This is a genomic window from Ruegeria sp. AE4 (assembly GCF_056542185.1).
This window is the reverse complement of sequence record NZ_JBQFZK010000010.1, coordinates 94,596-120,116: the sequence shown is the minus strand read 5'-3', so window position 1 is coordinate 120,116 and position 25,521 is coordinate 94,596. Positions and strand designations below refer to the sequence as shown.

Below are 25,521 nucleotides of genomic sequence, written 5' to 3'. Positions count from 1 at the left end.
CCTGAACGACCGTGGTAAGACGCGCCCAACCGCCGGTTTTGCCGGTACACTGCCCCAAAGGCGCCTCAGGGCCCAAAGCCTCCGCGCCGCCACAGGAGAAGATACACATGACATCTGGACGGGTTAACCCGCAATTCCGCCTCGAGGATCAGGGCATCGAGGGTCTGGGCAATGTCTATTATAACTTCATGGAACCGGCGCTGATCGAAGAAGCGCTGAAGCGCGGCGAAGGTACACTTGGGAATGGCGGTGCCTTTCTGGTCACCACTGGCAAGTTCACCGGTCGATCGCCCAAGGACAAGCACGTCGTCAAAACCAGCAGCGTGGCTGACACTGTCTGGTGGGAAAACAATGCCGAGATGACCCCCGAGGGATTTGACGCCCTCTACCAAGACATGCTGGCCCATATGAAAGGCCGCGACTATTTCGTGCAGGATCTCGTCGGTGGTGCCGATCCGACCTACGCGATCAACGTGCGCATGGTGACCGAGCTTGCCTGGCACAACCTGTTCATCCGTCACCTGCTGCGTCGCCCGGATCGCGAGGATCTGGACGAGTTCACCGCGGACTTCACCATCATCAACTGCCCCAGCTTTCAGGCTGACCCGGCCAAACATAACTGCCGTAGCGAGACGGTTATTGCGCTGAACTTCGACCGCAAGCTGATTCTGATCGGCGGCACCGAATACGCGGGTGAGAACAAGAAATCCGTCTTTACCCTGCTGAACTACATGCTGCCGGAAAAAGGCGTGATGCCGATGCACTGCTCGGCCAACCATGCTGTCGGAAACGCGGTCGATACCGCCGTGTTCTTTGGTCTGTCCGGCACCGGCAAGACAACCCTGTCCGCTGATCCTTCGCGCACGCTGATCGGAGATGACGAGCACGGCTGGTCGGATCGGGGCACCTTCAACTTCGAAGGCGGCTGCTATGCCAAGACCATCAACCTGAACGCCGAAGCCGAGCCGGAAATTTATGCGACCACCTCGAAATTCGGCACCGTGATCGAAAACATGGTCTTTGACCCCGAGACCAAGAAACTGGATTTCGACGACGACTCGCTGACAGCGAACATGCGTTGCGCCTATCCGCTTGAGTATATCTCGAACGCCTCGAAAAGCGCGCTGGGTGGTCATCCGAAGAACATCATCATGCTGACCTGCGATGCCTTTGGTGTACTGCCTCCGATCGCGCGGCTGACGCCTGCACAGGCAATGTATCACTTCCTGTCGGGCTTCACGTCAAAGGTGGCGGGGACCGAGCGTGGCGTTACAGAACCGCAACCCACCTTCTCGACCTGCTTTGGTGCGCCGTTCATGCCGCGTCGCCCGGAAGTCTACGGCAACCTGCTGCGCGACAAGATCGCCCAGCACGGCGCGACCTGCTGGCTGGTCAATACAGGCTGGACCGGTGGCGCCTATGGTGTCGGCAGCCGGATGCCGATCAAGGCCACCCGCGCCCTGCTGACCGCAGCGCTGGATGGTTCACTGCGCGACGCCGAGTTCCGCAAGGACGCCAATTTCGGCTTTGACGTTCCCGTCTCTGTTCCGGGCGTCCCCGAAGTTCTGCTTGACCCGCGTCGGACCTGGGATGATCAGGCCGCATTCGACAAGCAGGCCGAGAAACTGGTGCAGATGTTTGCCGAGAACTTTGAGCAGTATCTGCCGTTCATTGACGACGACATCAAAGCCGTCGCAATCGGATAAACGAAAAAGGGGCCGTCAGGCCCCTTTCTTTTTGCCGATCCGTAGCTTTTTTGCTGTCCGCCGAATACTCATCTTATAGTTGTATGTCGTTAAAAGCACACACAAGTGCGTTGTTTCAAAGTGCGATCTGCGCTAGGCATATTTACTGTTGAGACGAAAAAGCCCGGCACATTCGCGCCGGGCACTGACTGAAAGGACTTTATGGAAGCTCATATGCGCACACTCACAACGCTGGATTGAGCAACCTAATCAGGCTTCTAGTCTAAGTAAACGGGGATGAGTGTCAACATGGGACTGGCTGGTTGGTATTGCGATCGGCGTGGTTCAAATGGTCGCGGACAGGCCGCAGTTGGCACAGAAAACTACAGGTAACACCATGACGGAAATCTCGAAACTCACCGAACTACGCAAACTGATGCAAAGCATGGAGCGGACGCTTGGGCTGGAAAAACTATCTCCGGTTGAGCGCGACATCTACTACGCCGCGGAAGAGCTTTCAAAATCCACTCAGGAAGTGCGTACGTTCGGTTTGATCGAGCATACTTTGGTTCAAAGCATTTCGCGCCCAACTTTTTTCCGCGCGCTGAAATCGCTGGTTGAAAAAGGCTATCTTTCGCAAAGCGGCAGCGCCAATCGCGGGCGGTACATCGTTCATGCCCCCAGATGATGCGCCCCGTGCGCGCACGATGCGGTAATTGCGATGCGCGGCTGGGCGACTGACACCCTTGCGGCTTCACTGGCTTACGTGCTTGCGTCGATACTGACCTTCGCTGTGCTGATGCCAATGCAGAACGTGTTTTTTCCGGAATACCCAAGCCGGGCGAGCCTGCTGTTTTTGCCGCATGGCGTGCGGGTCCTGTCGGCCTGGCTGCTGGGGTGGCGTGCGGTATTTGCGTTGCTGCCGGGTGTGTTCATCGTCTTTGCTTATCTGGCGGGAACGGATGTTTTCCTGCCCACCCGCCTGCTGGCAATTGCTGTCGCGGTTCTGACAGTTCCTGCGGTTTTCTATCTGCTCAAGGCTGTCGGATGGGACCTGTTCCCCAACCCGAACCGCAAACCCTGCTGGATTTGCGTTATGGGCGTGGGCATAGCCACATCCATTCTGGTCTCTGGCCTGACCAATCTGGTCTTTGGCAGTGCAACGGTTGAATACATCGCGTTCCTGATCGGCGACATCTCGGGCCTGTTCTTTCTGATGCTGGGTCTGTATTTCGCGTTCCGATTTGCAGACAGGCGACCGGGCTAGCGCCTTAGCCCATCAGGCCACGCCGCAGCAGGTTCAATCCCGCCACCAGTAAAACGAACAGCGTGGCCTTGCGAAAGCTGGCCTGATCGATGCGATCCTGCAGTTTCAAACCAACCCACATGCCAAGCATGGCGGGAAAGATCAGTATTACTGAAAACGGAACCGTTTGCACCCGCAGAAAACCGGACCAGACATGCGCGGCCAGTAACATGACCGCCCCCAATCCATAGATGACGCCCTGAATTCGGATCTGCTCGGCCTTCGGGGTATTCAAAGCCGTCAGATAAGCAACTGTGGGAGGACCCCAGATGCCCGACATGCCACCCACGAACCCGGCGACGCCGCCAACAATAGCCTCAACACCGGTTGATGGATGATGTAGCACCAGCCTGACGCCCAGAACCTGCACAAGGGCGAAGAAGGACACGAATGCGCCGATCAGCAGCAGGAAGACCGAGCCGGGCACCAGCGTAACCAGCTGTGCGCTCAGCACCAGAAAAATACCGCCAACGACCAGGAACACCCGAAATCGTCGAATAGAGCTGAGTGCGGCGCTGGCGCCCCCGCGAAAAGCCTGAACGCCGTTGGTGACAAGGGTCGGCAGAATAAGCCCTGCCAGGGTCAGATCCGGTGGCAGAAACGAATTCAGGCCAGATACAAACACCATGGGCATGGCAAATCCAACCATGCCCTTGACCCATCCGGCGGCAAAGGCGACGGCGATGGCAAGTAACAGCTCTTGCGGCGACAGAAGGGAAAACAGGTCCATGCCTTCTAGATATCATCTGGATTTTCTTCTGCATTGCAAAAATGATGAGGTAATTTTTGAACTTTCTAGCAGCAAATTGAGTATTTTTGTTGCGCTGCACGTGCAGCATGATATGACCAGACGACCGAGGAAAGGACGCGATTCATGGCCCATGACGGACAGGATATGACCCAAATGACAACTGATGCAGTTTTGCCCGATCTTCTGGATTTAACGCGGGCCGCCGTGCCTGCTGTGGACGCCGTTTTTGAAAAAGCCCGCGCATCCGTGCGTGGCATGGTGACTGCTGAGGGCCGGGTTTCTGGCGTTTTGATCGAAGCAAATCAGACCGCCGCGCATGGTCTGGCCTGGCTGGCGACATATTCGCAGTCGCTGCAACAGATGCAGCGCTGGGCAGAAGCGCTGCAAGCCGATGGTAAATTTGGCGAGATCGAGCAGTTGCTGCACCAGATAGCCTTTGGCGAATATCTGCATCAGGTCGCGGGCGGTATTCCGATGAACCAGGGCGAGGTGGTGCGTCTTCAGGATATGGGTCTTGGCTGGGACGCGCTGTCGGGCTTTCAATCGACCGAAGTACAGACCCTGATGGCACGGGCCAATTCTCAGGCCGCACGTAGCCGTCTGGTTGCGCTGATGCAGGATCAGGCCGGAGCTACGATGTTCGGCGCGTCCGGTCTGGATGAAGAGCTTGAGATGATCCGGGACCAGTTCCGCCGCTACGCGCAGGAAAAGGTCGAACCAAACGCGCATGACTGGCACCTGAAGGATGAACTGATTCCGCTGGAAATCATTGAAGAACTGGCGGAAATGGGCGTTTTTGGTCTGACCATCCCCGAGGAGTTCGGTGGGTTTGGCCTGTCCAAAGCGTCGATGTGCGTGGTGTCCGAGGAACTGTCGCGTGGCTATATCGGCGTGGGTTCGCTGGGTACCCGATCCGAGATTGCGGCCGAGTTGATCATCGCGGGCGGCACCGACGCGCAAAAGGCACAGTGGTTGCCAAAGATCGCCAGTGCCGAGATCCTGCCGACCGCCGTTTTCACGGAACCTAACACCGGTTCAGACCTTGGCAGCCTGCGCACGCGCGCGGTCAAGGATGAGAATGGCGATTACAAGATCACCGGCAACAAGACCTGGATCACCCACGCCGCGCGAACCCATGTGATGACCCTGCTGGCGCGGACCAACCCCGACAGCACCGACCACCGCGGCCTGTCCATGTTCCTGGCGGAAAAGACACCGGGCACTGACGAGAACCCCTTCCCGACCCCCGGCATGACCGGTGGCGAGATCGAGGTTCTGGGCTATCGCGGCATGAAGGAATACGAGCTGGGTTTTGACGGCTTCCACGTCAAGGGTGAGAACCTGCTGGGCGGAGAAGAAGGCAAAGGTTTCAAACAGTTGATGGAAACCTTCGAAAGTGCGCGCATCCAGACCGCCGCCCGCGCCATCGGCGTGGCACAGTGTGCGCTGGACATCGCCATGCAATATGCGATCGACCGCAAGCAGTTCGGAAAATCCCTGGTCAACTTCCCGCGCGTGTCTGGCAAACTGGCGATGATGGCGGTCGAAATCATGATCGCGCGTCAGCTGACCTATTTCAGCGCATGGGAAAAAGATCACGGCCAGCGCTGTGACCTTGAGGCCGGTATGGCCAAGCTGCTTGGTGCGCGTGTGGCCTGGGCTGCGGCGGATAACGGGTTGCAGATTCATGGCGGTAACGGCTTCGCGCTGGAATACAAGATCAGCCGCGTTCTGTGTGACGCGCGTATTCTTAACATTTTCGAAGGGGCTGCCGAAATTCAGGCACAGGTCATCGCACGACGTCTGCTCGGGTGACCCATTCCGGCAGTCCTGTTTCCCCGACTGGCCCGGCGCTTGCGCCGGGTCTTTTTCCTGTTTTGTACAATCTGTACGCGGTCCGAACCGTGCAGAGTACGTTTTGTACAAAACATACCATCGCCCCTCGCGGCCCGCGTAACGGTCATATCTGACCTGCGTGTTTCAAAACTTCCCCCTTTGATCCCGCCCTTTTCACCGGTACAGCATCAACCGGACACGAGGCGTCGAAATTAACTTTTGGAATACCGCATGACCCGACCTTTCCTTGCCATTTGGGCCGTTCTTGCGGCTCTTGCTCTGGCGGCTTGCACCACGTCTCAGCCGACGGTGAGCCGGAGTGATGTGGACGCGCTGGCGCAGTCGATCCAGGCGCTTGGGCCCAATGTCGATCCGACCGAGGCACAGCAAGCGGCCACGATTGCCTATGCCTATTCGCAGCAGCTGAAGCAAGACTGGAACGTCACCGACCCGGCGATCATCCACAATGCCAAGGTCATCAACGGGTTCCGCGAAAAGGGTCTGTGCAATGACTGGGCCGAAGCGATGACCAAACGCTTGCGGCAGGAAAATTTCCGGACGCTGGACCTGAACTGGGCCACGTCGCCTCCAACCCCGTTTCGCATCATCCACCATTCGGCATCGATCAGCGCCAAGGGGGACACGATGTATGACGGTATCATCCTCGACCCCTGGCGCAACAGTGGTGTCTTGTTCTGGGCGCCGGTGCGCGAGGATACACGATACAACTGGGCACCCCGGCTGGAAGTGCGCGAGCGGCTTCTGAACGGGTCTTTGCCCTACTGACCCGGTTCCGCAGATACGGCTGATACGCTAGAACCCTGCCATGACACGCCTGATCCTGACCCTGCCTTTGATGGCCCTGTTTCAATGCGACAGGGATGAATCCGTTGCCGCCTATGGCGCGGCAGACCGGACATGGGCGTTGCAGGAGATCGACGGACAGCCCTTTGCCGCAAGCGCCTTGCTGCGGTTCCCAGAAGAGGGCAGGATCACCGGAAATGCCCCCTGCAACAGTTATGACGGCACGCTGAACGCGCCCTACCCGTGGTTCGAAATTCAGGACCTGAGAGCAACGCGGGCCGCCTGCGCCGGGCTTGAGGCCGAAGGGGTCTATTTCGCCGCCCTTTTGGCCATGACCCAATCCGAAGTGTCGGGCGATGTGCTGATCCTGCGCAATGAGGACGGGCACGAAATGGTGTTTACAGCCGCCGAGTGACCTGATCCACAAACCGCGCACGCGCCTCGGGCAAAGGGTTATGCCCCAGCGCAGGGGCGACGCGGTGGTTCAGGAAATATCCGGTTGTGCGCAAAGCTTCGGCAATCTCGGCATCCGGCGCGGTGCCTTCACCCCGCAGACAGGGCGGCAGCGGCAACATCTTGTCTACCCATTCCCCCGCCCCTTTGGCACTGACGGCGCGCCCGGTCTTGGGCGACACATAGATCAGCCCCTCGGTCGTGCCGGTCGCGGCGCAGGCGGTCAGATCAAGGCCAAAGCCAAGCTCGTCCAGCAGCGCCAGTTCCCATCGCAGGTAGGCCAGCGGCCAGATCTCATCCTGTCCCAACAGGTCCATCAACCGCTCGGTCCGGGTATAGAGCGCCGGGTGCGCCTCTCGTTCGGGCAGGCAGAAGGACAAAAGCGACACGACGGCGTTCAGCCCGGACAGGGCCAGCCGCCCGGAAAACGCCGCCGCCGCGCGCGAGCGCAGAGGTTCGACCTGAAAGGTGCCGATATGTTCTTCCAGCCGCGCGCGCCACAGCACGTCCAGCTGCGCGCCGGGTTGCAGGATCGGTGCGATCTTGCGGCTGGTCCCGCCCCGCACCACACCGGCATGACGCCCGTGGGATTCGGTAAAGACCTCGATAATCGCCGAGGTTTCGCCGTGGCGTCGAGAGGTCAGTAGGATGCCGTGATCGCGCCAGTCCAATTCGGGGTCCTGTCGGTGAATAAGTTGTGGTGTTCCCAGAAAATCGTGAAGGGGTCCGTTCCGCAATGGTTTTACACATCAAACGCGGAAAGATACGTGAATCGCTTGGTCCGACGGGAGGGGGCTAGTGATCTAAGTGGGACAAAGCGGACATTGCCACAAAGTCTGATTTTCCATTAACGCTCTTCTTGAACTTTACGTATTTGTGATAACACCTGCCGTGGACTTTCGATTTGTTCGAATCCAATCTTCGTTACCTTCGTCCCATTTTCTCCCCGGCTTTCGTGTTTGGCAAAATAGATATTGCCGGTTGCCCCGGATTCCTCAAACTCGATCTCTGTAGTCTCGGTGATGGAATATGTTTGCAGTTTTTTGCGTCCAAACATCTTCGTGCCAATCATAGCACGTTGATTTGTCAGCGTATAATGTTGTTGCTTGCGAATGAAGGCCTTCCAGAAGTGAACGCCAACAAGGCCATATGAACCCACGAAAAAAAACAAGAGACCAAAAGTCCAAAAAAGACCTCCCGCTTTGCTTGCCATTACCATCCAGAAAACGGAAAACCCAGTAAAAAACATATAAAAGAAAGGAATGAACGGGCTTTCCCACTCAAGCCGGACGCGGCTTTTTGGCGCTCCTTGCCAGAGAATTTTTTCGTTTGGCGCAAGAAGGTCTTTCCAAGGATCAGTCATTTATGAACTCATGATGAATTGGCGCATACAATGTTTGCAGTGTCGTATGACTGTATTTTCGCTGGATATCTACAAAGAGATATAGGTCCGATGATGCAGGCTAAGCAAGACGTTAACCGCACCCCACCGAATGAGCTGGTTGGCCTCAAAAGCCGACATTCACCCGGCCCGCTACTCCAGCCCCTCTTCGCCCAGCAGGTGCCGGCCTTGACGGTCTTCGACCTCGATCACCCAGAGGTCGGGGTCAAAGCTGTGCTGGCGCTGGATGGCGTGATCCACGTCGCTCTCGGGGCCAGAGGAAAGTTCGACCCATGTGCGTTCGCCGCTCATCAGATCAAAGCTGCGTTGAAAGGCGGTGGCCTGCCCGTCGAGCGTGTTGAGCTTGACCAGAACCGCGCCCGCGGTGTCATCGCCATGGGCCACGACAAAGGCGGGGATTTCCTGAAACCGGAGCCGCGCCAGATAGGCGTGAACCCAGAAATCGGCAGTCAGGCGGGTCATGCGTTGCCGTCTTTGAAATCCAGACCCATTTCCGAATAGCGCTCGGATTCCTCAAGCCAGTTGGGCCGGACTTTCACTTGCAGGAACAGGTGGATCTTGCGGTCGAGGAACTCTTCCAGTTCCGCCCGCGCGGCCTGACTGACGGCCTTGATCGTCTCGCCCTTCTTGCCCAGAACGATGCCCTTGTGGCCGTCGCGCATGACATAGATGACCTGATCGATTCTGGCCGAGCCGTCCTTGCGTTCTTCCCAGTTTTCGGTCTCGACCGTCAGTTGGTAGGGCAGTTCCTGATGCAGGCGCAGGGTCAGCTTCTCGCGCGTCATTTCAGCGGCGATCATGCGCAGGGGCAGATCGGCGATCTGGTCTTCGGGATACAGCCACGGGCCTTCGGGCAATTCGCCCGCCAGCCATTTGCGCAGGTCGTCGACGCCGTGGCCTTTTTCGGCCGAGATCATGAAGGTTTCGGCAAAAGGGTAGCGCGCGTTCAGGTCGCTGGTCAGCGCCAGCAGTTTCTCGGACGGCACCTTGTCGATCTTGTTGATGGCCAGCGCGATGGTGCGGCCCTGCCCGATCTCGGCCAGCCCTTCGAGGATGCGTTCGACCCCTTCGGTGATGCCGCGATGCGCCTCGACCATCAGCACGACGATATCGGCATCGGCGGCCCCGCCCCAGGCGGCGGCGACCATGGCACGGTCCAGACGGCGGCGCGGTTTGAACAGGCCCGGCGTGTCCACAAAGACCAGTTGCGCGTCACCTTCCATCGCAACGCCGCGGATACGCGCACGCGTGGTCTGCACCTTATGGGTCACGATCGAGACCTTGGCCCCGACCATGCGGTTCAGGAGGGTGGATTTGCCTGCGTTGGGCTCTCCGATCAGGGCGATAAATCCGGCGCGTGTGGTCATATGTCTGGCAATCCTGTCTGCAACTGCGCCCCCCTATAGCAGAAAGGGGCGGCGGGCCAGAGGGATTTGTCGCATTGCGGCCCTGCGTTTGCGGTGGCAGGACAGGCACAGATGCCCAGCCAGTTCCAGCCCGGCAGCAAATCCTTTCAGTGAGGTTGTCATGAAACGTCGCGAGTTTCTTTTTGGAAGCGGTGCCGCCGCAGGTGCGTTTGGGTTGGGCGAATGGTCGCTGGCGGCAGGTGATGCAGCACAGGAACTGGTGCTGCAACCCGCCAGTTACCGGCTGCGCGAAGGGCTGACCACAGGGATGGTCAGCCTGTCGCCCGATGCGCCGCCGCCGGTTCTGTATGGGCGGCAGGGCGAGCCTATGCGGCTGAGCGTGCGCAATACGCTGCCGGACTATACCTCGATGCACTGGCACGGGTTGCGCATTCGCAACGAGATGGACGGGGTGCCTTACCTGACCCAGATGCCCATCGGCGAGGGCGAAAGTTTCACCTATGAGTTCACGCCACCGGATGCGGGGACCTACTGGTATCACCCCCATTGCATGACGATGGAGCAGATGGCGCGCGGGCTGACCGGTGTGATGGTGATTGCCGAGCCGGAAGAGCCGGGGTTCGACAGCGAACAGGTGATCAATCTGCGGGATTTCCGTCTGGACGAGGGTGACGCGTTCTTGCCTGCCTATACGGCGCGGGGTGCGGCGCGAGCGGGCACGTTTGGCACGGTGCAGACCGCCAACTGGCAGAGCACAGCAATTTATGAGCACGCGGCGGGCAGTCTGGTACGGCTGCGGGTGGTCAACACGGACACGACCCGCATCTATAAGCTGCATCCCGAGGGAGCCGAGACCCGGATCATCGCGTGGGACGGGCATCCGGTCGAGATCGACCTACCGGTGCCAACGGCGGATGAACCGCTGTTGCTGGGCCCCGGTCAGCGGGTGGATTTTGCCGTCCGGATGCCCGAGGGCGAAGGGCAGACGGCGGACCTGATGGCCAAGTTTCCCGGCCAGCCGCACCGCGCCATGGTGCGCTTGCGGGCTACTGGCACATCAGCGGCGCGCGATCTGAGAGAGCTGCGCCCGCTGCGGGCAAACCCCGTTGCGCGCCCCGATCCGGACCGTGCGGATTTGCATGAGTTCGTCTTTGGCTGGACGCCGGAGGGCGGTACCCCGAATGACGGGTTCTGCGGCACGCTGGGGTATAGTTTCTGGTCGATCAACCGCAAACCCTGGCCGGGTGATGCAGCGCAGGGCACCGGGCCGCTGGCGGTTCTGGAACAAGGCAAAAGTTATGTCCTGCGGTTGCGCAACGAGTCGCCCAACCTGCATCCGATCCACCTGCACGGGCTGGCCTTCGTGCCGCTGCGATCCAACCTGCGCACCCTGCCACCGCTGATGACCGACACGATGCTGCTGTTGAAGGATGAGGTGGCGGATATCGCACTGGTGGCGGACAACCCTGGCGACTGGGCGTTTCACTGCCATGTGATCGAACATCAGAAAACCGGGCTGACCGGGTTCATCCGGGTGGAGTGATAAATGAAAGCCGTCGGCCCGACACCGGACCGACGGATAGAACGGATCAGATCACGGGTGACGGCGCAGGATGGGGTTCAGCACGGCAACAAACACGATGCCGTACAAAACGTGGCCGATCAGCGCGACCCATGTGATCCCGACGAAGTTCAGGAACGGCGGCAGACCGGCAAAGGTCGTGACACCTCCGATTGCAAACACCCACAGACCGAATCCATAGATTGCCGAGGCCGCCAACATGTGGACCGGACCCAGTACCTTGACCCAGATTGGCTGGAAAATAAGGAACCAACCCAAAGGATAGGCAATCAGGCCGACAATGTAGAAATGCACGAAGAAGCCCAGAAAAGCGTTGCTGGGCAAACCCAGACTGGACAGCAAACTCTGCGCCAGACCTTCGGGTGACAGGTTGGCCCAGCCGATCCCCGGACTGACAACTTGCCCCCAGAAATCGAAGGCCATGGTTGCCACAAACCCGGCAATGAACAGGAAGCCGATATTGACGAGCGAGAGTTTTGCACGTTGCATAGGATTGCCCTTATACGTTGTTTCCCGAGTGCTTTGACCTGCCGCAGTCTGACGGGTGCCAAAACGACTGATACCCAGATACAGGTCGTCTGTCGTGGCTTCTATAGGCTTCAAGTTAGATTGAAGTTTGTGACAGGCCGAGCTTCAACAGGGATCAGCCGACCCGCTCCAGCAACGCCTTGGCCGCCGCCTGTTCGGCCTGGCGTTTAGAGCCTGCGGTGGCTTGTGCCTCGGTTCCGTCCTGAAGGCGGGCGGCGATGGTGAAGACGGGGGCGTGGTCGGGGCCGCTGCGCTTGACCTCGACATAGCTGGGTGGTTTCTGGCCGCGCGCCTGTGCCCATTCCTGAAGCGCGGTTTTGGCGTCGCGGGCGTCGGCCTCGACCTTGTGGATGCGGTCGCCCCAGAGGGCGAGGATGACATCGCGGGCGGCTTCGAACCCGGCGTCGCGGTAGATGGCGGCAATCACCGCCTCCATCGCGTCGCCCAGCAGCGCCTGTTTGCGGCGCCCACCCGAGAGCATCTCGGACCGGCCCAGTTTCAGCACCGCGCCCAGATCGATCTGGCGGGCGACATCTGCACAGGCCTCTTTCCGGACCAGCGCGTTGAACCGGGGCGCAAGCTGGCCTTCGGAGGCTTTCTTGTCGGCCTCAAGCAGCGCAGTGGCCATGACAAGGCCCAGCACGCGGTCGCCCAGAAATTCAAGCCGCTGATTGTCGGGCCGGGTCGACGATGAGACCGAGCCGTGGGTCAGCGCACGCACCAGCAGTTCGGGGTTTTTGAACTCATACCCCAATCGCCGCTGGAACGCCTTTATTTCAGCCGAGAGCTTCAATTGACCGCCTTAAAGAACCGATCCCCGCGCCAGGTCCAGAAGAACAGCATCGACCGGCCAGCGGACGAGAACATGATCCGGTCGGCGCGACCGATCAGGTTTTCGTAGGGCACATAGCCAACCCCGCCAGCGGATTGCGGCAGGCGGCTGTCAGCCGAGTTGTCGCGGTTGTCGCCCATGAAGAAATAATGGCCTTCGGGCACGGTATAGATGCCGGTATTGTCCGAGCCCTGATTGCCGATATTCAGCACGTCATAGGTGACGCCGTTGGGCAGGGTTTCAATCAGGCGCGACTTTTCACAGGCGCCGCCAACGCCAACGGGGCCGTTTTCGCAGCGCGGGCGCAGGCGTTGCGGGCCCTGCGGTTCGGCGATTTCGGTGAATATGCCGTCAGGCTGTTGCGGAACCGGTGTGCCGTTGAGGATGATCTGCCCCTCGCGGACCTGAATGCGGTCGCCCGGCAGGCCGATCAGGCGCTTGATATAATCGCGCCCGCTAACCGGGTGGCGGAAGACGATGACATCGCCGCGCACGGGGTCGCCGCCCCAGATGCGGCCGCCGTCGTCGCCCTGCATCCAGCCGCAGAGATCTTCGGCGTCGATATTCAGACCGACACTGGGGATGATCAGGCTGGGGCATGAGGCGTAGGAATAGCCGTAGGCCATCTTGTTGACGAAGAGGAAATCGCCGATCAGCAGCGTCTGTTTCATCGAACCGGAGGGAATCCAGAACGGTTGAAAGAAGAGTGTCCGGAACACGCCCGCGATCAGCAGGGCATAGACGATGGTCTTGATCGTTTCCCAGACGCCGCTTCCGGTCTTGGCTTCGTCGGCCATACTGCTCTCTCCAGTTCTCTGTGCTTGGCTTCGCTGCTACATGCGGGGGGGATGGGGTCAAGTCAAGGCTGTGTGACGTGATCTTGCAGAGGACGCGCCTCGATCACGACAAAGGCCTGTGCCCAGGGGTGGTCGTCGGTCAGCGTGACGTGGATGATTGCCTCGTGCCCTGCGGGGGTCAGTTCGTTCAGGCGTTCGGCGGCCCAGCCGGTGACATGCATCACCGGCTGCCCGGTGCGCAGGTTGGTGACGGCCATGTCTTTCCACGAAATGCCCATGCGCAGGCCGGTGCCGAGCGCCTTGGAACAGGCCTCTTTCGCGGCCCAGCGCTTGGCATAGGTGCCTGCGGTATCTGCACGGCGTTCGGCCTTGCGCTGTTCGGTGTCGGTAAAGACACGGTTGCGGAACCGGTCGCCGAACCGGTCGAGCGTACCCTGAATGCGGTCGATATTTGCAAGATCTGTGCCGATGCCGAGGATCATGTGGCTCTCATTTCTCTGGTCGGGCCAATCAACGGCAATTGATGACCACGCGCAAGCGGTTGGTTGCCGCATTCCGTGATATACTTTACCGGAATGTTCAATTTTTACGTTGGTGCGGGGGACGCAATGTCGAAAATTCCGTTCATGGCAATCGCGGTGGCTGGCATTGTCGCAAGCACCGTTTCCCCCGCTTTTGCACAGGATTGCGGAACCGAGGAAACCCCCTGTCAGGTAGGAGAGTTGTCCTATCGGGTGGTTCTGCCCGAGGCCGCGCCCGAGCCGCCAGCTGTTATCTATCTGCATGGCTATGGGGCAACGGCGAATTCAGCCGTGAATCTTTCCGGCCTCGCGGCGGCCTTTACCGACCGCGGCATCGCCTTTATCGCGCCGAATGGTCAGGTCGACATTGGCAACCCCAAGGTGTTGGACTGGGGGGTGCATGATGGCTATCGCTGGCCGCGGGATGATCTGGCCGCGCTGGAGCAGATCAAGGAAGACGCCATTGCCCGTTTCGACCTGAACGCAGATCGCATTTTGCTGGCGGGGTATTCACGCGGCGGATCACTGGTTTGGGACAAGGCCTGCACGGATCATTCCTTTGCCTTTGCCTATGCCTCGGCATCAGGGGCTTTTTGGGAGCCAATGTGGCGGCGGTGCAGCGGCCCGGTTCACATGCATCATTCCCACGGATTTGCAGACCGGACCGTCCCGCTGGAGGGGCGTTTTGTGACCTTTGGGGACTATGATTTCGAACAGGGCAGCGTTTTGAAATCCATTGAAATTCTGACCAGAACCAATGGATGCGGGCAGATGGCAAACAGCGTTTCAACAGAGGGCGCAACCTGGCGAAAGAAGTGGAGCAAGTGTCAGGACGGCTCTGTCACCCTGGCGCTGGGGCCACATGGCCACGGCAGGCAACCCGGTTGGGCAAATGCCGTGGCGGAATGGTTTTTGGAAATCTCGAACGCGCCCTAGCGCTTCCACCGGATTTTGCGGAAATCAATTTGCGTGCGTTTGCCAAGTCTGTACCGAAACCGAGGATCAGTTGTGTCAGCTTCTTTCACCGCCAAAAAGCGTTCGTTTTGCCTGTATCGATTGCGATAGCACGGCTCGGCAGGTGCCTATAGAAACCGCTGCCCAAAACAGCAGAACACCGTTTCTTAAAGCGAAAGCCGAAAAATCAAATTGGTGCCAATACCTGAAGTGGTAAAACAATGCTGCGAGTTGCATAGCCCATAACACCGCCACTGAAAGACCAACCATGTAGGCTGCGTTGTACCACAATGTGGCGTTTGCGGTTGTTTCAGAAAACCTCTTTGACCATGGATGTGTGAGAACCACTGCTGCCATAAAGCTGGGGGTCACAAGGAAATCGACCGGAAAGAAAAACACACCTTCGAGGCCCAGTTTTTCCCGGGCAAAGCCCGACGAAACCGACAGCATCATACTAACAACGAAACAAACCACGTACCAAACCCGATTAAACAACAAGGTTTTTTGCTCGGATGTCCAAAGGTTGATCACGACAACCGCACCGTCAGGATCTTGTAACTCGCCACGCCAAAGAACCCGGCGAAGGCGAAATCGAACCAGCGGCGGGCACGGCGGTAGGTGCGGACCATGCGGGCGGATGAGAACAAAAACGCATAGCCGATGAAGATCAGCAGTGATCCTGCGTACAGCATGCCAAAATAGCCCAGCAGCATCGGCAGGCTGGCATCGCTTGGCGCGACGATGGCATAGATCGACCCCCAGCTGAGGATCGCCTTGGGGTTGGTCAGGTGGATCGCCGCACCTTTGGCAAAGATCGTGGGCAGCGTGCCGGTGACCGCTTTGCCCAGGGCGACCTCATTATCCGAGGTCATCGCGCGTTTCAGGGCCTTCAGCGCCAGCCAGCCCAGATAGGCCACGCCGACATAGCGGATCACCTCGAACAGCCAGACATTGGCCAGCATGACCGCCGACAGGCCCAGCGCTGCGGCAATGCCCCAAGCGGCCGATCCGGCGCAGATGCCAAGGGCAAAGGCCAGCCCGGCGGTACGGCCTTCGGTCATGGCGGTTCCGGCAATGCCCATCGTGGCCGGGCCCGGCGAGCCCCCGGCCATCAGCCAGGCGAACCAGATGGCGATAAAGCCGGGGGTGATCACGCGCGTGCCTCGTCCATCAGACGGCGCATTTCCCGAATGGCGGGGGTGAGACCCAGAAAGATCGCCTCGCCAATCAGGAAATGCCCGATGTTCAGTTCCATGACCTCGGGGAAGGCGGCAACCGGCTTTACGGAGTCATAGGTCAGGCCATGGCCTGCATGAACCTCGAGCCCCAGCGAATGGGCAAAGGTGGACATCTGGCGCAGCGCTTCAAGCTCGCGCGCGGCGGCGTCCATGCGGCCTTCGGCATGGGCATCGCAATAGGCGCCGGTGTGCAGTTCGATCACCTCGGCACCGATACGGTGCGCGGCCTCGATCTGGCGCTGATCCGCGGCGATGAAGATCGACACGCGGCACCCGGCCTCGCGCAGGGGGGCGATGAAATGGGCCAGCTTGTTTTCCTCGCGCGCGACTTCGAGCCCGCCTTCGGTTGTGCGTTCCTCGCGCTTTTCGGGAACGATGCAGACGGCGTGCGGCTTGTGGCGCAGGGCGATTTTCTGCATCTCGTCGGTGGCGGCTATTTCAAAGTTCAGAGGCACCGACAGAACCTCCATCAGGCCGTCGATATCGGCGTCCGAGATATGGCGGCGGTCTTCGCGCAGATGCGCGGTGATGCCGTCGGCGCCGGCCTCTTCTGCCAGCTTGGCGGCGCGCAACGGGTCAGGATAAGCCCCGCCGCGCGCGTTGCGCACGGTGGCAACATGATCGATATTCACACCCAGACGCAGACGGCTTTCGGACATCATTTGGTTCCTTTTGCAGATTTTCGCCCCGACCTTAGCGATCTTGGCGCGGGACTGGCAGATGTTTCTCCGGCCAGACGTTTGATTTCTTCAAACTTTGCCTTGATCTTCGCGCGGCGGCGCTGCTGGTAGGTCAGGATCAGTGGCAGGCTGAGGTAGTAGCAGATGATGCCCGCCACGATACCGGGGATGATGCCGCCAATCATGTAGGGATAGAAAACGTCGTGATAGAACTGCCCCAGCCCGTGCCAGTCGGCCACGCGATCGGTGAAGAGCGCAAGAAGGTTGTCCTTGAGGTCACCGATGGCGTCGGCAAATTTGCCCATCAGCCCCTGCGTGTCGCCTTCTTCATATTCGGTGCCCAGCAGGAAATGCCCGGTTTGCAGGCAGATCACCCCAATCGGGACATAGGTCAGGGGGTTGCCAAAGAACGTGCCGCTGAGCGCGGCCAGAATATTTCCCTTGATCAGCCGCGCACCAATTGCCGCGACCAGAAAGTGCAGCCCGTAAAACGGCGTGAAGGATGCGAAAACGCCCGCCCCGATGCCGCGGGCGATCCGGTCAGGGGAATCCGGCAGGCGGCGGACACGGTGTTTGACATAGTGGAAGGCGCGGGTCCATCCGCCACGCGGATAGACGAGTTCCGATGCGACCTGAACAGGAGAGCGTCGGTCTCGGCGCTTGAATACCACCCGTGATCACCCCTTCTCAGCCAGCCGCGGTCGCGGTTTTGGTCCGGTCCCGATAACGCTCGACCGCTGCAACGTCGCTTTCAGCCTCAAGCATCAGCATCAGCGAATGCAACTGTTCAAGGTCGCGCAGTTCGACATTGATCAGCAGGCGGTAAAAATCCGGTTTGCGGTCCACAAATTCCAGGTTCGAGATATTGGCCTTTTTCTCGCCGATCAATGTGCAAATGCGCCCCAGAACCCCGGCATCGTTGCCGATGGTCAGATCCAGTGTCGCCCCATAGACGGCCGGGTGCGTGCCAGAATGCCAATGCAGATCGACCCAGCGTTCCGGTTCGCTTTCATATTGGCTGAGCTTGTCGCAGTCGATGGCGTGCACCACAACACCCTTGCCCCGGTAGGTGATGCCGACGATCCGTTCGCCCGGCAGCGGCTGGCAGCAGGGCGCGCGGTCGAATTTCTGGCCGGGTTCAAGACCGATCACGGCGCGCCGCAGCGGGATGGCGTCGCCGTCATCCTGAGCCAGTTCGGGATAGACGGCCTGAACCACCTCATGAGCGGTCAGTTCTGCACTGCCCAGACGGGCCAGCAATTCATGCCGGTCTTTCAGGCGCAGGTGCTTGGCGGCGGTATCAAGCGCCTTGTCGGTGGCCTTGCGCCCCACATGGTCAAAGCCCGAGCGCGCCAGTTCCTTGCCCAGCTTGATGAACCGTTCGCGATCCACCTCGCGCAGGGCGCGGCGGATGGCGGTACGGGCCTTGCCGGTGACAGCGATCTCAAGCCATGTGACCTGCGGTGTCTGCCCGTCAGCGGTGATGATATCGACCGACTGGCCGTTCTTCATCCGCGTCCAGAGCGGCACGCGAATGCCATCGACCTTGGCCCCCACACAGGCATGGCCGATCCGGGTGTGGATGGCATAGGCGAAATCGATCGGGGTCGCACCGCGCGGCAGTTTCACCACGTCGCCCTTGGGGGTGAAGCAGAAGACCTGGTCCGAATACATCTCGAGCTTGACGGCTTCGAGGAAATCTTCGTGATCATCCTCGTTGTCGAATTGCTCGGTCAGGTTGGATATCCATTTCGCCGGGTCGACGGCAAAGGGGTTTTCCGTGCGCACCCCGTCCCGGTAGGACCAGTGCGCCGCAACGCCGGTTTCTGCCACATCGTGCATCTGGCGAGTGCGGATCTGAACCTCGACCCGTTTGCCATCGCGGCCTGAAACGGTGGTGTGAATCGAGCGGTAGCCGTTCGATTTCGGCTGGCTGATATAGTCCTTGAACCGCCCCGGCACCGCGCGCCAGCGCTGATGGATGGCCCCAAGCGTGCGATAGCAGTCTTCTTCCGTCTGGGTGATGATGCGGAACCCGTAGATGTCCGAGAGGCGCGAGAAGCCCTGATCCTTTTCCTGCATCTTGCGCCAGATCGAATAGGGTTTCTTGGCGCGGCCAAAGACTTCGGCCTCAATGCCTGCCTTTTCCAGCTCGTGGCGCATGTCGCCGGTAATGCGGTGGATCACATCGCCGGTTTCGCGTTGCAGCGTGATAAAGCGACGGATGATCGACTGGCGGCCTTCGGGATTCAGGACGCGGAACGCGAGGTCTTCGAGCTCCTCGCGCATCCATTGCATCCCCATGCGGCCCGCAAGCGGCGCATAGATATCCATCGTCTCGCGCGCTTTCTGAACCTGCTTTTCGGGCCGCATCGCCTTGATGGTGCGCATGTTGTGCAGACGGTCGGCCAGCTTGACCAGAATGACCCGCAGGTCCTTGGACATGGCCATGAACAGCTTGCGGAAATTCTCGGCCTGCTTGGTTTCGCGGCTGGACAGTTGCAGGTTGGTCAGCTTGGTGACGCCATCGACCAGTTTGGCGACCTCATCCCCGAACAGATCGGACACCTTGCCGTAATTGGCCTTGGTGTCTTCGATCGTGTCATGCAGCAAAGCCGTAATGATCGTCGCATCATCCAGACGCTGTTCGGTCAGGATGGCGGCAACGGCAACGGGGTGGGTAAAATAGGGCTCGCCAGAGTGGCGGAATTGCCCTTCGTGCATCTTCTGGCCGAACTCATAGGCCAGCGCGATACGTTCAGCATTCGTCTTGGGATTGTAGTTGCGGACCAGCGCAATCAGATCGTCAGCAGAAATCATCCGGTCCGCACCTTCGTCTTTGGAGCTTACCCCTGCCCTTGAGCCTCCATCAGGGCGCGCAGGAGTTTTTCTTCGGACATGTCGTCCATCGCAGGCTTGTCCGACTCGGCACCCATCAGCAGCGCCATCTGATCTTCTTCCGGCTCATCAACCTCGATCTGGGTCTGGTTGGCCTCGATCAGGCGTTCGCGCAGGGCGTCCGCGCCTTGGGTCTCGTCGGCGATTTCGCGCAGGGACACGACAGGGTTCTTGTCGTTGTCGCGGTCAACGGTAATCGCGGCACCGGCAGAAATCTCGCGCGCCCGATGGGCGGCCAGCATCACCAGTTCGAACCGGTTTGGAACCTTGTCTACGCAATCTTCAACCGTCACGCGGGCCATTGGGCGCTCTCCGTTTCTGAGTCCATGTCAGGAAGAGGTTTATCTAAGCGCGATTCCGCGCCTTGACAAGCAGGAAATGCTGCATTTGCAGGGATCACAGCGGCGTAACCGCTGCAACCTCGGATGGGGGCAGGTCGGCGACCATCTGGGAAACCGTGCGATCAAGCACGGGGTGGCGCCAGTCGGGCACAATATCCGCCATCGGCACAAGCACAAAAGCGCGGTCCTGAAGGCGCGGATGCGGCAGGATCAGCTGATCCGGTGCCTCTTGCCGTTGCGCCTCGGGCGGCAGGGTCAGCCAGCGGTCGAACAGGGCACGATTGGGCAGAATCTGATCGCCATAGCACACAAGATCCAGATCCAGCGTCCGCATTCCCCAGCGCTGCACCCGTTCACGACCGAACTGGTGTTCAACCTCGTGCAGCACGCGCAAAAGCTGGGCCGGGGATTTGTCGGTTTCGATCAGCACAGCCGCATTCACGTAGTCCGGACCAGCGCCAGCGGGGAAGCAGGGTGTCGCAAAAAACCGGCTGACAGAGCGAATCACTACGCCCTGTTGCGAAAGTGCGTCAATTGCGCGCTGTAGCGTTACAGCGGGCCCATTTCCTCTCAGATCGAGATTTGCGCCCAATGCCACAACCGCGTTTGGCAAAGAATTGTACATATGCTACCCTATATTCGACACATTGCATACTTGCGATAACGGCCAAAAGTTCTAACTATAAGCCCACCAGATTGCGTCAATTTATAAAACACCCACTCACTCACGTAACGCGGCGCAGTCTGGATTATACCGGAAGGACCTATTTATGTTTTATAAGGACGAACGGCTAGCGCTGTTCATCGACGGCTCGAACCTTTATGCCGCGGCAAAAGCACTCGGTTTCGACATAGACTACAAACTTCTGCGGCAGGAATTCATGCGCCGTGGCAAGTTGCTTCGGGCTTTCTACTATACAGCGCTGCTTGAAAACGACGAGTATTCACCGATCCGCCCATTGGTTGACTGGCTTCATTACAACGGCTTCACCATGGTCACAAAACCGGCCAAGGAATACACCGACAGCATGGGGCGTCGGAAAGTCAAAGGAAACATGGATATCGAGCTGACAGTCGATGCCATGGAACTGGCACCGCGTGTGGATCATATCGTGCTGTTCTCGGGTGACGGGGATTTCCGCCCGCTGATCGCCAGCCTGCAACGTCAGGGCGTTCGCGTGTCGGTCGTGTCAACGATCCGCAGCCAGCCGCCGATGATTTCGGACGAGCTGCGCCGTCAGGCCGACAACTTCATCGAGTTGGAAGATCTGCGTGACGTGATCGGTCGCCCGCCGCGTGAAATGCCGGCAGAGCATCGCAGCGTCGCGGTTGCAGGCGGCAGCTGATCCGGCACCACTGCCTGTTGATGGGAAAAATTCGCGCGGTCAGGACCGGAGTCCTGGCCGCGCTTCTTTAACTAAGGATTGGTGCTGAAACATCCTCTGACTAACAACGATTCGTGTCAGATGAATGACAATGTCCTGTCTGGACCAAGGCCGGGAAAAGACTTACCTGTGCCCTAAGGAGACAGCCGAATGACCAAGCCGCCACTGACACTTTATCTGGCCGCCCCCCGCGGGTTCTGCGCCGGTGTGGACCGCGCCATCAAGATCGTTGAAATGGCCCTGCAGAAATGGGGGGCACCGGTCTATGTGCGCCACGAGATCGTGCATAACAAATTCGTGGTCGACGGGTTGCGGGCCCAAGGGGCTGTGTTTGTCGAAGAACTGCATGAATGCCCCGATGACCGCCCGGTGATCTTTTCCGCCCATGGTGTTCCTAAATCGGTACCAGCCGAAGCCGCGCAGCGTGAGATGATCTATGTGGATGCCACCTGTCCGCTAGTGTCGAAGGTTCATGTCGAGGCGCAGCGCCATGCGGATGCGGGATTGCAGATGATCATGATCGGCCACAAGGGCCATCCCGAAACCGTTGGCACCATGGGACAGCTGCCCGAGGGTGATGTGCTGCTGGTCGAAACGGTCGAGGATGTGGCCGCCGTGCAGGTGCGCGACCCCGACGCGCTGGCCTTTGTCACCCAGACCACCCTGTCGGTGGATGATACCAAGGACATCATCGCAGCCCTTCAGGCCCGGTTCCCGGCCATTGTCGGCCCGCATAAGGAAGACATTTGCTATGCCACGACCAACCGGCAGGAGGCCGTGAAGGCCGTGGCCCCCAAGGCCGATGCGCTGCTGGTTGTGGGGGCTCCGAACTCGTCCAATTCCCGCCGTCTGGTCGAGGTTGCATCGCGCGAGGGGTGCAAATACGCGCAACTGGTCCAGCGCGCGACCGAAATCGACTGGCGCGCTTTGCAGGGCATCAAAAGCGTTGCGGTGACCGCTGGCGCATCGGCCCCGGAATTGCTGGTGAACGAGGTGATCGACGCCTTCCGCGATCACTATGATGTCACTGTCGAGCCGGTCGAGACCGCAACCGAAAACGTCGAGTTCAAAGTACCGCGCGTGTTGAGGCAACCGGCGTGATCGGCGTGCCGAAGGCGCCGCTCTATCTGGGGCTGGCGGGACTGGTCCCGTTTGTCTGGGGCGCGCTGACCTATCTGAACGGTGATCTGAACGCCTGGGGCGCGCGCAGCTTTGGCCCACGCTTTGTTGGCCCTTATGTGCAGCTGTTCTATGGCTCGGTCATCCTGAGCTTTATGTCCGGTGTTCTGTGGGGGTTTGCCACCAAGACCTCGGGCAGCAAGGCGGCGCTGTGTTATGGGCTGTCGGTCCTGCCTGCGCTGTGGGCCTTTGCCATGACAGGCGGCGGGCCGGTCACTGCAGGCACCAATCTGATCTACGGGTTCACCGGCTTGCTGCTGCTGGACGCCCTGTTTTCATACTGGCGGCTGACGCCGGTCTGGTGGATGCAGCTGCGTATCCTGCTGACCGCAATCGTTCTGGCCAGCCTAGCCGTAGGAGTGTACCTGTGAGCGACAAACGCACGATTGATGCCTATACGAACAGAGTAAACGAATATCTGGCCATTCCTCTGCCAGCCGAACAGCTCAAGACCCGTCAGGATTTTGCCGATGCGGTCGGTGCGGGCGGCTATGTGCTGGATCTGGGGTCAGGCCCCGGATCGGACAGCGGTTTCCTGATGCGTCAGGGGCTGAAGGTGCGGGCGCTGGATGCCACCCCCGCCTTTGTCGAACATGCCCGCCAGAACGGGGTGGACGCGCATCTGGGCACGTTCGACGATGTTACCGAAACCGCCGAGTATGACGGTGTCTACGCCAGTTTTTCCCTGCTGCACGCGCCGCGAGCGGATTTTACGCGTCACCTGAAAGCGATCCACACGGCCCTGAAGCCCGGAGGCCAGCTGTTTCTGGGCATGAAGCTGGGCACGGGCGAGCATCGTGACGATCTGGACCGCTATTACACCTATTACTCGGAAGCCGAGATCCGAGAGGCGCTGACCCAGGCCGGGTTCACGGTTGACCGCACGGTCGAAGGGGTGGGCAAGGGTCTGGCCGGGTCGTACGACGGGTTTATTCTGGTGTTCGCCCATGCCTGAGTTGTTTGCCTATACAGATGGCGCCTGTTCCGGCAATCCCGGCCCCGGAGGCTGGGGTGTGCTGCTGCGCGCGATGAACGGGGACAGGGTTCTGAAAGAGCGGAAACTGAACGGGGGCGAGGCCGAGACGACCAACAACCGAATGGAGTTGCTGGCTGCCATCAGCGCGCTTGAGACGCTGGAGCGCCCGTCGAAGATCACCATTGTCACCGACAGCGCCTATGTGAAGAACGGCGTCACCGGCTGGATATTCGGCTGGAAGCGGAATGGCTGGAAAACCTCGAACAAGAAGCCGGTCAAGAATGTCGATCTGTGGCAGCGACTGGACGAGGCGCAGGAACGACATGATGTGACATGGGAATGGGTCAAGGGCCATGCGGGCCATCCCGAAAACGAAAAGGCCGATGAACTGGCCCGCGCAGGCATGGCGCCCTTCAAGCCGAAAAAGGCGCAGGCGTGAGCGCGCTGACGCTGCTGGATTATGCCTCGGTTCTGATCTTTGCGCTGACCGGGGCGCTGGTGGCCAGCCGGGCGCAGCTGGATCTGGTGGGCTTTGCCTTCATGGCCTGCCTGACCGCGGTTGGCGGCGGCACGGTACGCGACCTGCTGCTGGACCGTCACCCGATCTTCTGGGTCGGCCAGCCGGATTACATCCTGATCGCCGTCGCGGCGGCGGTGTTTGTGTTCTTTACCGCGCATCTGGTGGAAAGTCGCTATAACTGGCTGGTCTGGCTGGACAGTTTCGCACTGTCGGTCGCCGTTGCTGCCGGAACCGGTGCCGCGCTGTCGCTGGATCAGCCCGGTATCATCGTCGTGCTGATGGGTGTGACGACCGGGTGTCTGGGCGGGCTGATGCGCGACGTGGTCTGCAACGAGGTGCCGCTGGTCCTGAAACAGGGCGAGCTCTACGTCTCGTGCGCGTTTTTGGGGGCGTTGACGGCGGTACTTGCGGTCAGGCTGGGGCTGGAGCCCGCCTTTGTGCTGGGCCTGTGCGCCCTTGTGTGCTGGGCCTTGCGGGCCGGGTCGCTGGTGTTTGGCTGGCAATTGCCCGTCTACAAAAGCCGCCCGCCCCGCAACTGAACCTGTCGGTGGACGCGACCGGGGCGGGCTGATAGCTGTTTGGAACGCGCAGCCCGGAGGCCAAATGCCGTTCAGACTTACATCGATTGCGGTCTCACTGGCTTTGCTGGCCTCATGCGGCACATATTATGCGCCTGTCCGCTTTGTTGCCGAGGGTGACCGGATCATCGCCTCGGGTACGATTGACGAAACGACGCTGTCCGCTTTTGAAGACGTCACCGCCGAAAATCCCGAAGCGCGCACGCTGGTGCTGCAATATATTGAGGGATCGGTGGATGACGACGCCAATGTCATCTTCAGCCGCGAGGTGCGCAGGGCCGGGTTCGATACCGTCGTGCCGTCGGACGGTCTGGTTGCCAGCGGCGGCACCGATCTGTTCCTGGCCGGACGCCGCCGCGTTTTGCAGCCGGGGGCCTGTGTGGGCGTGCACAGCTGGGCCGGATCGGGGCTGGTGGCCACGGAGCTGCCCGAGGATGACCCGGAACATGACCGCTATCTGGATTATTTCAGGGACATTGGCGTCGATGAGGCGTTTTACTGGTACACGCTGTATGCGGCCCCCGCCGACAGCATCCACTGGATGACCGCCGCCGAGGCGAACCGGTTCGACATGACCACAAAAACCGCCCCGGCGCTTGGTTCAGCGCTGGAGTGCGACGAGCGCTGATCTGCTGCACTATCTGTCGAGTGAAGGTTTGCGGGACGGAATGCGCGGCCAAGGAATATGCTAACGGCGCAGGTAGGTCTGCCAGATCCAGATCACCAGCAATGCGCCCAGAACCGCGCCCGCAAAGCCCGACATCCAGCCAGCGTCGGGTATCAGAGACCACAGAAGGGGCCCACCGATCATAGCCCCAACAATGCCGATCAGCATCGTCGCCGGGAGCAACCTGGCGAGCAAAACTTCAAGCGCAGCTTGGATGATGATCAGAGCGACGACGGGCATG

General features: G+C 59.8%; 33 protein-coding genes. 15 read left to right on the top strand and 18 right to left on the bottom strand.

Translation table 11 applies throughout. From position 1 onward, the window contains the following. Positions 1-107: 107 nt before the first annotated feature. The 3 genes from ACR0EK_RS13570 (at position 108) to ACR0EK_RS13560 (ending at position 2,952) form a co-directional block, all read left to right on the top strand. Complete coding sequence (locus ACR0EK_RS13570) at positions 108-1,706, top strand: phosphoenolpyruvate carboxykinase (protein WP_480832637.1); 1,599 nt, start codon at positions 108-110, stop codon at positions 1,704-1,706. 280 nt (positions 1,707-1,986) lie between these two features. Further along, entirely contained in the window at positions 1,987-2,373 is a 387-nt protein-coding gene (locus ACR0EK_RS13565) for a hypothetical protein (RefSeq protein ID WP_480967873.1), read from the top strand. Positions 2,374-2,406: 33 nt separating this feature from the next. Then, positions 2,407-2,952 (top strand): hypothetical protein, encoded by a 546-nt coding sequence (locus ACR0EK_RS13560; protein ID WP_267364195.1) that lies wholly within the window; start codon positions 2,407-2,409, stop codon positions 2,950-2,952. 4 nt (positions 2,953-2,956) lie between these two features. On the opposite strand, the gene ACR0EK_RS13555 is transcribed toward ACR0EK_RS13560, so the two are convergent. Beyond that, positions 2,957-3,721, bottom strand: coding sequence for a sulfite exporter TauE/SafE family protein (locus ACR0EK_RS13555; protein ID WP_480483751.1), 765 nt, complete (start codon positions 3,719-3,721; stop codon positions 2,957-2,959). A gap of 144 nt (positions 3,722-3,865) precedes the next feature. Between ACR0EK_RS13555 and ACR0EK_RS13550 the strand changes: the two genes are divergently transcribed. The 3 genes from ACR0EK_RS13550 to ACR0EK_RS13540 all read left to right on the top strand — a co-directional run bounded on the left by ACR0EK_RS13550 (position 3,866) and on the right by ACR0EK_RS13540 (position 6,797). Beyond that, positions 3,866-5,557 (top strand): acyl-CoA dehydrogenase family protein, encoded by a 1,692-nt coding sequence (locus ACR0EK_RS13550; protein ID WP_480900403.1) that lies wholly within the window; start codon positions 3,866-3,868, stop codon positions 5,555-5,557. 252 nt (positions 5,558-5,809) lie between these two features. Continuing rightward, positions 5,810-6,364, top strand: coding sequence for a hypothetical protein (locus ACR0EK_RS13545; protein WP_480546207.1), 555 nt, complete (start codon positions 5,810-5,812; stop codon positions 6,362-6,364). Positions 6,365-6,404: 40 nt separating this feature from the next. Beyond that, entirely contained in the window at positions 6,405-6,797 is a 393-nt protein-coding gene (locus ACR0EK_RS13540; RefSeq protein ID WP_480507408.1) for an META domain-containing protein, read from the top strand. Here ACR0EK_RS13540 and recO read toward each other — a convergent pair. From recO to ACR0EK_RS13515, 5 genes are all read right to left on the bottom strand, one after another. Beyond that, positions 6,781-7,506, bottom strand: a complete 726-nt coding sequence (gene recO / locus ACR0EK_RS13535; protein WP_480900401.1) for a DNA repair protein RecO — start codon at positions 7,504-7,506, stop codon at positions 6,781-6,783. The two genes, ACR0EK_RS13540 and recO, sit on opposite strands and share 17 nt — an antisense overlap. 176 nt (positions 7,507-7,682) lie before the next feature. Beyond that, positions 7,683-8,198: an aspartate carbamoyltransferase catalytic subunit gene (locus tag ACR0EK_RS13530; protein ID WP_480900399.1), complete on the bottom strand. Its 516-nt coding sequence runs from the start codon at positions 8,196-8,198 to the stop codon at positions 7,683-7,685. A 171-nt stretch (positions 8,199-8,369) separates the two neighbouring features. Further along, positions 8,370-8,699, bottom strand: coding sequence for a DUF1491 family protein (locus tag ACR0EK_RS13525; RefSeq protein WP_480900397.1), 330 nt, complete (start codon positions 8,697-8,699; stop codon positions 8,370-8,372). After that, the gene (gene era, locus ACR0EK_RS13520) at positions 8,696-9,604 is read right to left on the bottom strand and encodes a GTPase Era (protein WP_480473866.1); all 909 of its coding nucleotides are present in this window, start codon (positions 9,602-9,604) and stop codon (positions 8,696-8,698) included. Before era ends, ACR0EK_RS13525 begins: the two co-directional genes overlap by 4 nt. A 33-nt stretch (positions 9,605-9,637) precedes the next feature. After that, positions 9,638-9,766 (bottom strand): hypothetical protein, encoded by a 129-nt coding sequence (locus ACR0EK_RS13515; RefSeq protein WP_267366116.1) that lies wholly within the window; start codon positions 9,764-9,766, stop codon positions 9,638-9,640. On the opposite strand from ACR0EK_RS13515, the gene ACR0EK_RS13510 reads away from it, so the two are divergent. After that, a complete protein-coding gene (locus tag ACR0EK_RS13510; RefSeq protein ID WP_480967872.1) occupies positions 9,765-11,147 on the top strand; it encodes a multicopper oxidase family protein in 1,383 nt (460 codons plus the stop codon). The two genes, ACR0EK_RS13515 and ACR0EK_RS13510, sit on opposite strands and share 2 nt — an antisense overlap. A 51-nt stretch (positions 11,148-11,198) precedes the next feature. On the opposite strand, the gene ACR0EK_RS13505 is transcribed toward ACR0EK_RS13510, so the two are convergent. The 4 genes from ACR0EK_RS13505 to acpS all read right to left on the bottom strand — a co-directional run bounded on the left by ACR0EK_RS13505 (position 11,199) and on the right by acpS (position 13,825). After that, positions 11,199-11,675, bottom strand: coding sequence for a hypothetical protein (locus tag ACR0EK_RS13505; RefSeq protein ID WP_480483757.1), 477 nt, complete (start codon positions 11,673-11,675; stop codon positions 11,199-11,201). 154 nt (positions 11,676-11,829) lie between these two features. Beyond that, positions 11,830-12,507 (bottom strand): ribonuclease III, encoded by a 678-nt coding sequence (rnc, locus tag ACR0EK_RS13500; protein WP_480832625.1) that lies wholly within the window; start codon positions 12,505-12,507, stop codon positions 11,830-11,832. Next, positions 12,504-13,343: a signal peptidase I gene (gene lepB / locus ACR0EK_RS13495; RefSeq protein WP_480487137.1), complete on the bottom strand. Its 840-nt coding sequence runs from the start codon at positions 13,341-13,343 to the stop codon at positions 12,504-12,506. The genes rnc and lepB overlap by 4 nt, the downstream gene beginning before the upstream one ends. Positions 13,344-13,405: 62 nt before the next feature. Continuing rightward, positions 13,406-13,825 (bottom strand): holo-ACP synthase, encoded by a 420-nt coding sequence (gene acpS, locus ACR0EK_RS13490; protein WP_209506227.1) that lies wholly within the window; start codon positions 13,823-13,825, stop codon positions 13,406-13,408. A gap of 126 nt (positions 13,826-13,951) precedes the next feature. Between acpS and ACR0EK_RS13485 the strand changes: the two genes are divergently transcribed. Then, positions 13,952-14,800, top strand: coding sequence for a CE1 family esterase (locus ACR0EK_RS13485; protein ID WP_480900393.1), 849 nt, complete (start codon positions 13,952-13,954; stop codon positions 14,798-14,800). 75 nt (positions 14,801-14,875) lie between these two features. On the opposite strand, the gene ACR0EK_RS13480 is transcribed toward ACR0EK_RS13485, so the two are convergent. The 7 genes from ACR0EK_RS13480 to folK form a co-directional block, all read right to left on the bottom strand. After that, positions 14,876-15,349 (bottom strand): hypothetical protein, encoded by a 474-nt coding sequence (locus ACR0EK_RS13480; protein WP_480900391.1) that lies wholly within the window; start codon positions 15,347-15,349, stop codon positions 14,876-14,878. Continuing rightward, entirely contained in the window at positions 15,346-15,972 is a 627-nt protein-coding gene (locus tag ACR0EK_RS13475) for a LysE family translocator (protein WP_480900389.1), read from the bottom strand. The genes ACR0EK_RS13480 and ACR0EK_RS13475 overlap by 4 nt, the downstream gene beginning before the upstream one ends. Then, the gene (locus tag ACR0EK_RS13470; protein WP_480967871.1) at positions 15,969-16,715 is read right to left on the bottom strand and encodes a pyridoxine 5'-phosphate synthase; all 747 of its coding nucleotides are present in this window, start codon (positions 16,713-16,715) and stop codon (positions 15,969-15,971) included. Before ACR0EK_RS13470 ends, ACR0EK_RS13475 begins: the two co-directional genes overlap by 4 nt. Beyond that, positions 16,715-17,407, bottom strand: coding sequence for a DUF2062 domain-containing protein (locus tag ACR0EK_RS13465; RefSeq protein WP_267364078.1), 693 nt, complete (start codon positions 17,405-17,407; stop codon positions 16,715-16,717). The genes ACR0EK_RS13470 and ACR0EK_RS13465 overlap by 1 nt, the downstream gene beginning before the upstream one ends. A gap of 16 nt (positions 17,408-17,423) precedes the next feature. Continuing rightward, entirely contained in the window at positions 17,424-19,556 is a 2,133-nt protein-coding gene (locus ACR0EK_RS13460) for a RelA/SpoT family protein (RefSeq protein ID WP_480774149.1), read from the bottom strand. A 26-nt stretch (positions 19,557-19,582) separates the two neighbouring features. After that, positions 19,583-19,936 (bottom strand): DNA-directed RNA polymerase subunit omega, encoded by a 354-nt coding sequence (rpoZ, locus tag ACR0EK_RS13455; protein WP_209506215.1) that lies wholly within the window; start codon positions 19,934-19,936, stop codon positions 19,583-19,585. Between the two features lie 94 nt (positions 19,937-20,030). After that, positions 20,031-20,600 (bottom strand): 2-amino-4-hydroxy-6-hydroxymethyldihydropteridine diphosphokinase, encoded by a 570-nt coding sequence (gene folK / locus ACR0EK_RS13450; protein ID WP_480900384.1) that lies wholly within the window; start codon positions 20,598-20,600, stop codon positions 20,031-20,033. 145 nt (positions 20,601-20,745) lie between these two features. On the opposite strand from folK, the gene ACR0EK_RS13445 reads away from it, so the two are divergent. The 7 genes from ACR0EK_RS13445 (at position 20,746) to ACR0EK_RS13415 (ending at position 25,241) form a co-directional block, all read left to right on the top strand. Next, positions 20,746-21,321 carry a LabA-like NYN domain-containing protein gene (locus ACR0EK_RS13445; protein ID WP_209506211.1) on the top strand — a complete coding sequence of 192 codons (576 nt, stop codon included), beginning with the start codon at positions 20,746-20,748 and terminating at the stop codon, positions 21,319-21,321. A gap of 189 nt (positions 21,322-21,510) precedes the next feature. Further along, the gene (gene ispH / locus ACR0EK_RS13440; protein ID WP_480483764.1) at positions 21,511-22,461 is read left to right on the top strand and encodes a 4-hydroxy-3-methylbut-2-enyl diphosphate reductase; all 951 of its coding nucleotides are present in this window, start codon (positions 21,511-21,513) and stop codon (positions 22,459-22,461) included. Further along, positions 22,458-22,910, top strand: coding sequence for a DUF3429 domain-containing protein (locus tag ACR0EK_RS13435; RefSeq protein ID WP_480538700.1), 453 nt, complete (start codon positions 22,458-22,460; stop codon positions 22,908-22,910). Before ispH ends, ACR0EK_RS13435 begins: the two co-directional genes overlap by 4 nt. Continuing rightward, a complete protein-coding gene (locus tag ACR0EK_RS13430) occupies positions 22,907-23,494 on the top strand; it encodes a class I SAM-dependent methyltransferase (protein WP_209506203.1) in 588 nt (195 codons plus the stop codon). Before ACR0EK_RS13435 ends, ACR0EK_RS13430 begins: the two co-directional genes overlap by 4 nt. Then, positions 23,487-23,954, top strand: coding sequence for a ribonuclease HI (rnhA, locus tag ACR0EK_RS13425; protein WP_480832614.1), 468 nt, complete (start codon positions 23,487-23,489; stop codon positions 23,952-23,954). Before ACR0EK_RS13430 ends, rnhA begins: the two co-directional genes overlap by 8 nt. Then, on the top strand, positions 23,951-24,574 hold the full coding sequence (locus tag ACR0EK_RS13420; RefSeq protein ID WP_209506199.1) for a trimeric intracellular cation channel family protein: 624 nt from the start codon (positions 23,951-23,953) through the stop codon (positions 24,572-24,574). Before rnhA ends, ACR0EK_RS13420 begins: the two co-directional genes overlap by 4 nt. A gap of 64 nt (positions 24,575-24,638) precedes the next feature. Further along, the gene (locus ACR0EK_RS13415) at positions 24,639-25,241 is read left to right on the top strand and encodes a COG3904 family protein (RefSeq protein WP_480900381.1); all 603 of its coding nucleotides are present in this window, start codon (positions 24,639-24,641) and stop codon (positions 25,239-25,241) included. 60 nt (positions 25,242-25,301) lie between these two features. On the opposite strand, the gene ACR0EK_RS13410 is transcribed toward ACR0EK_RS13415, so the two are convergent. Continuing rightward, complete coding sequence (locus tag ACR0EK_RS13410) at positions 25,302-25,520, bottom strand: GlsB/YeaQ/YmgE family stress response membrane protein (RefSeq protein WP_480900379.1); 219 nt, start codon at positions 25,518-25,520, stop codon at positions 25,302-25,304. Position 25,521: the final 1 nt, after the last annotated feature.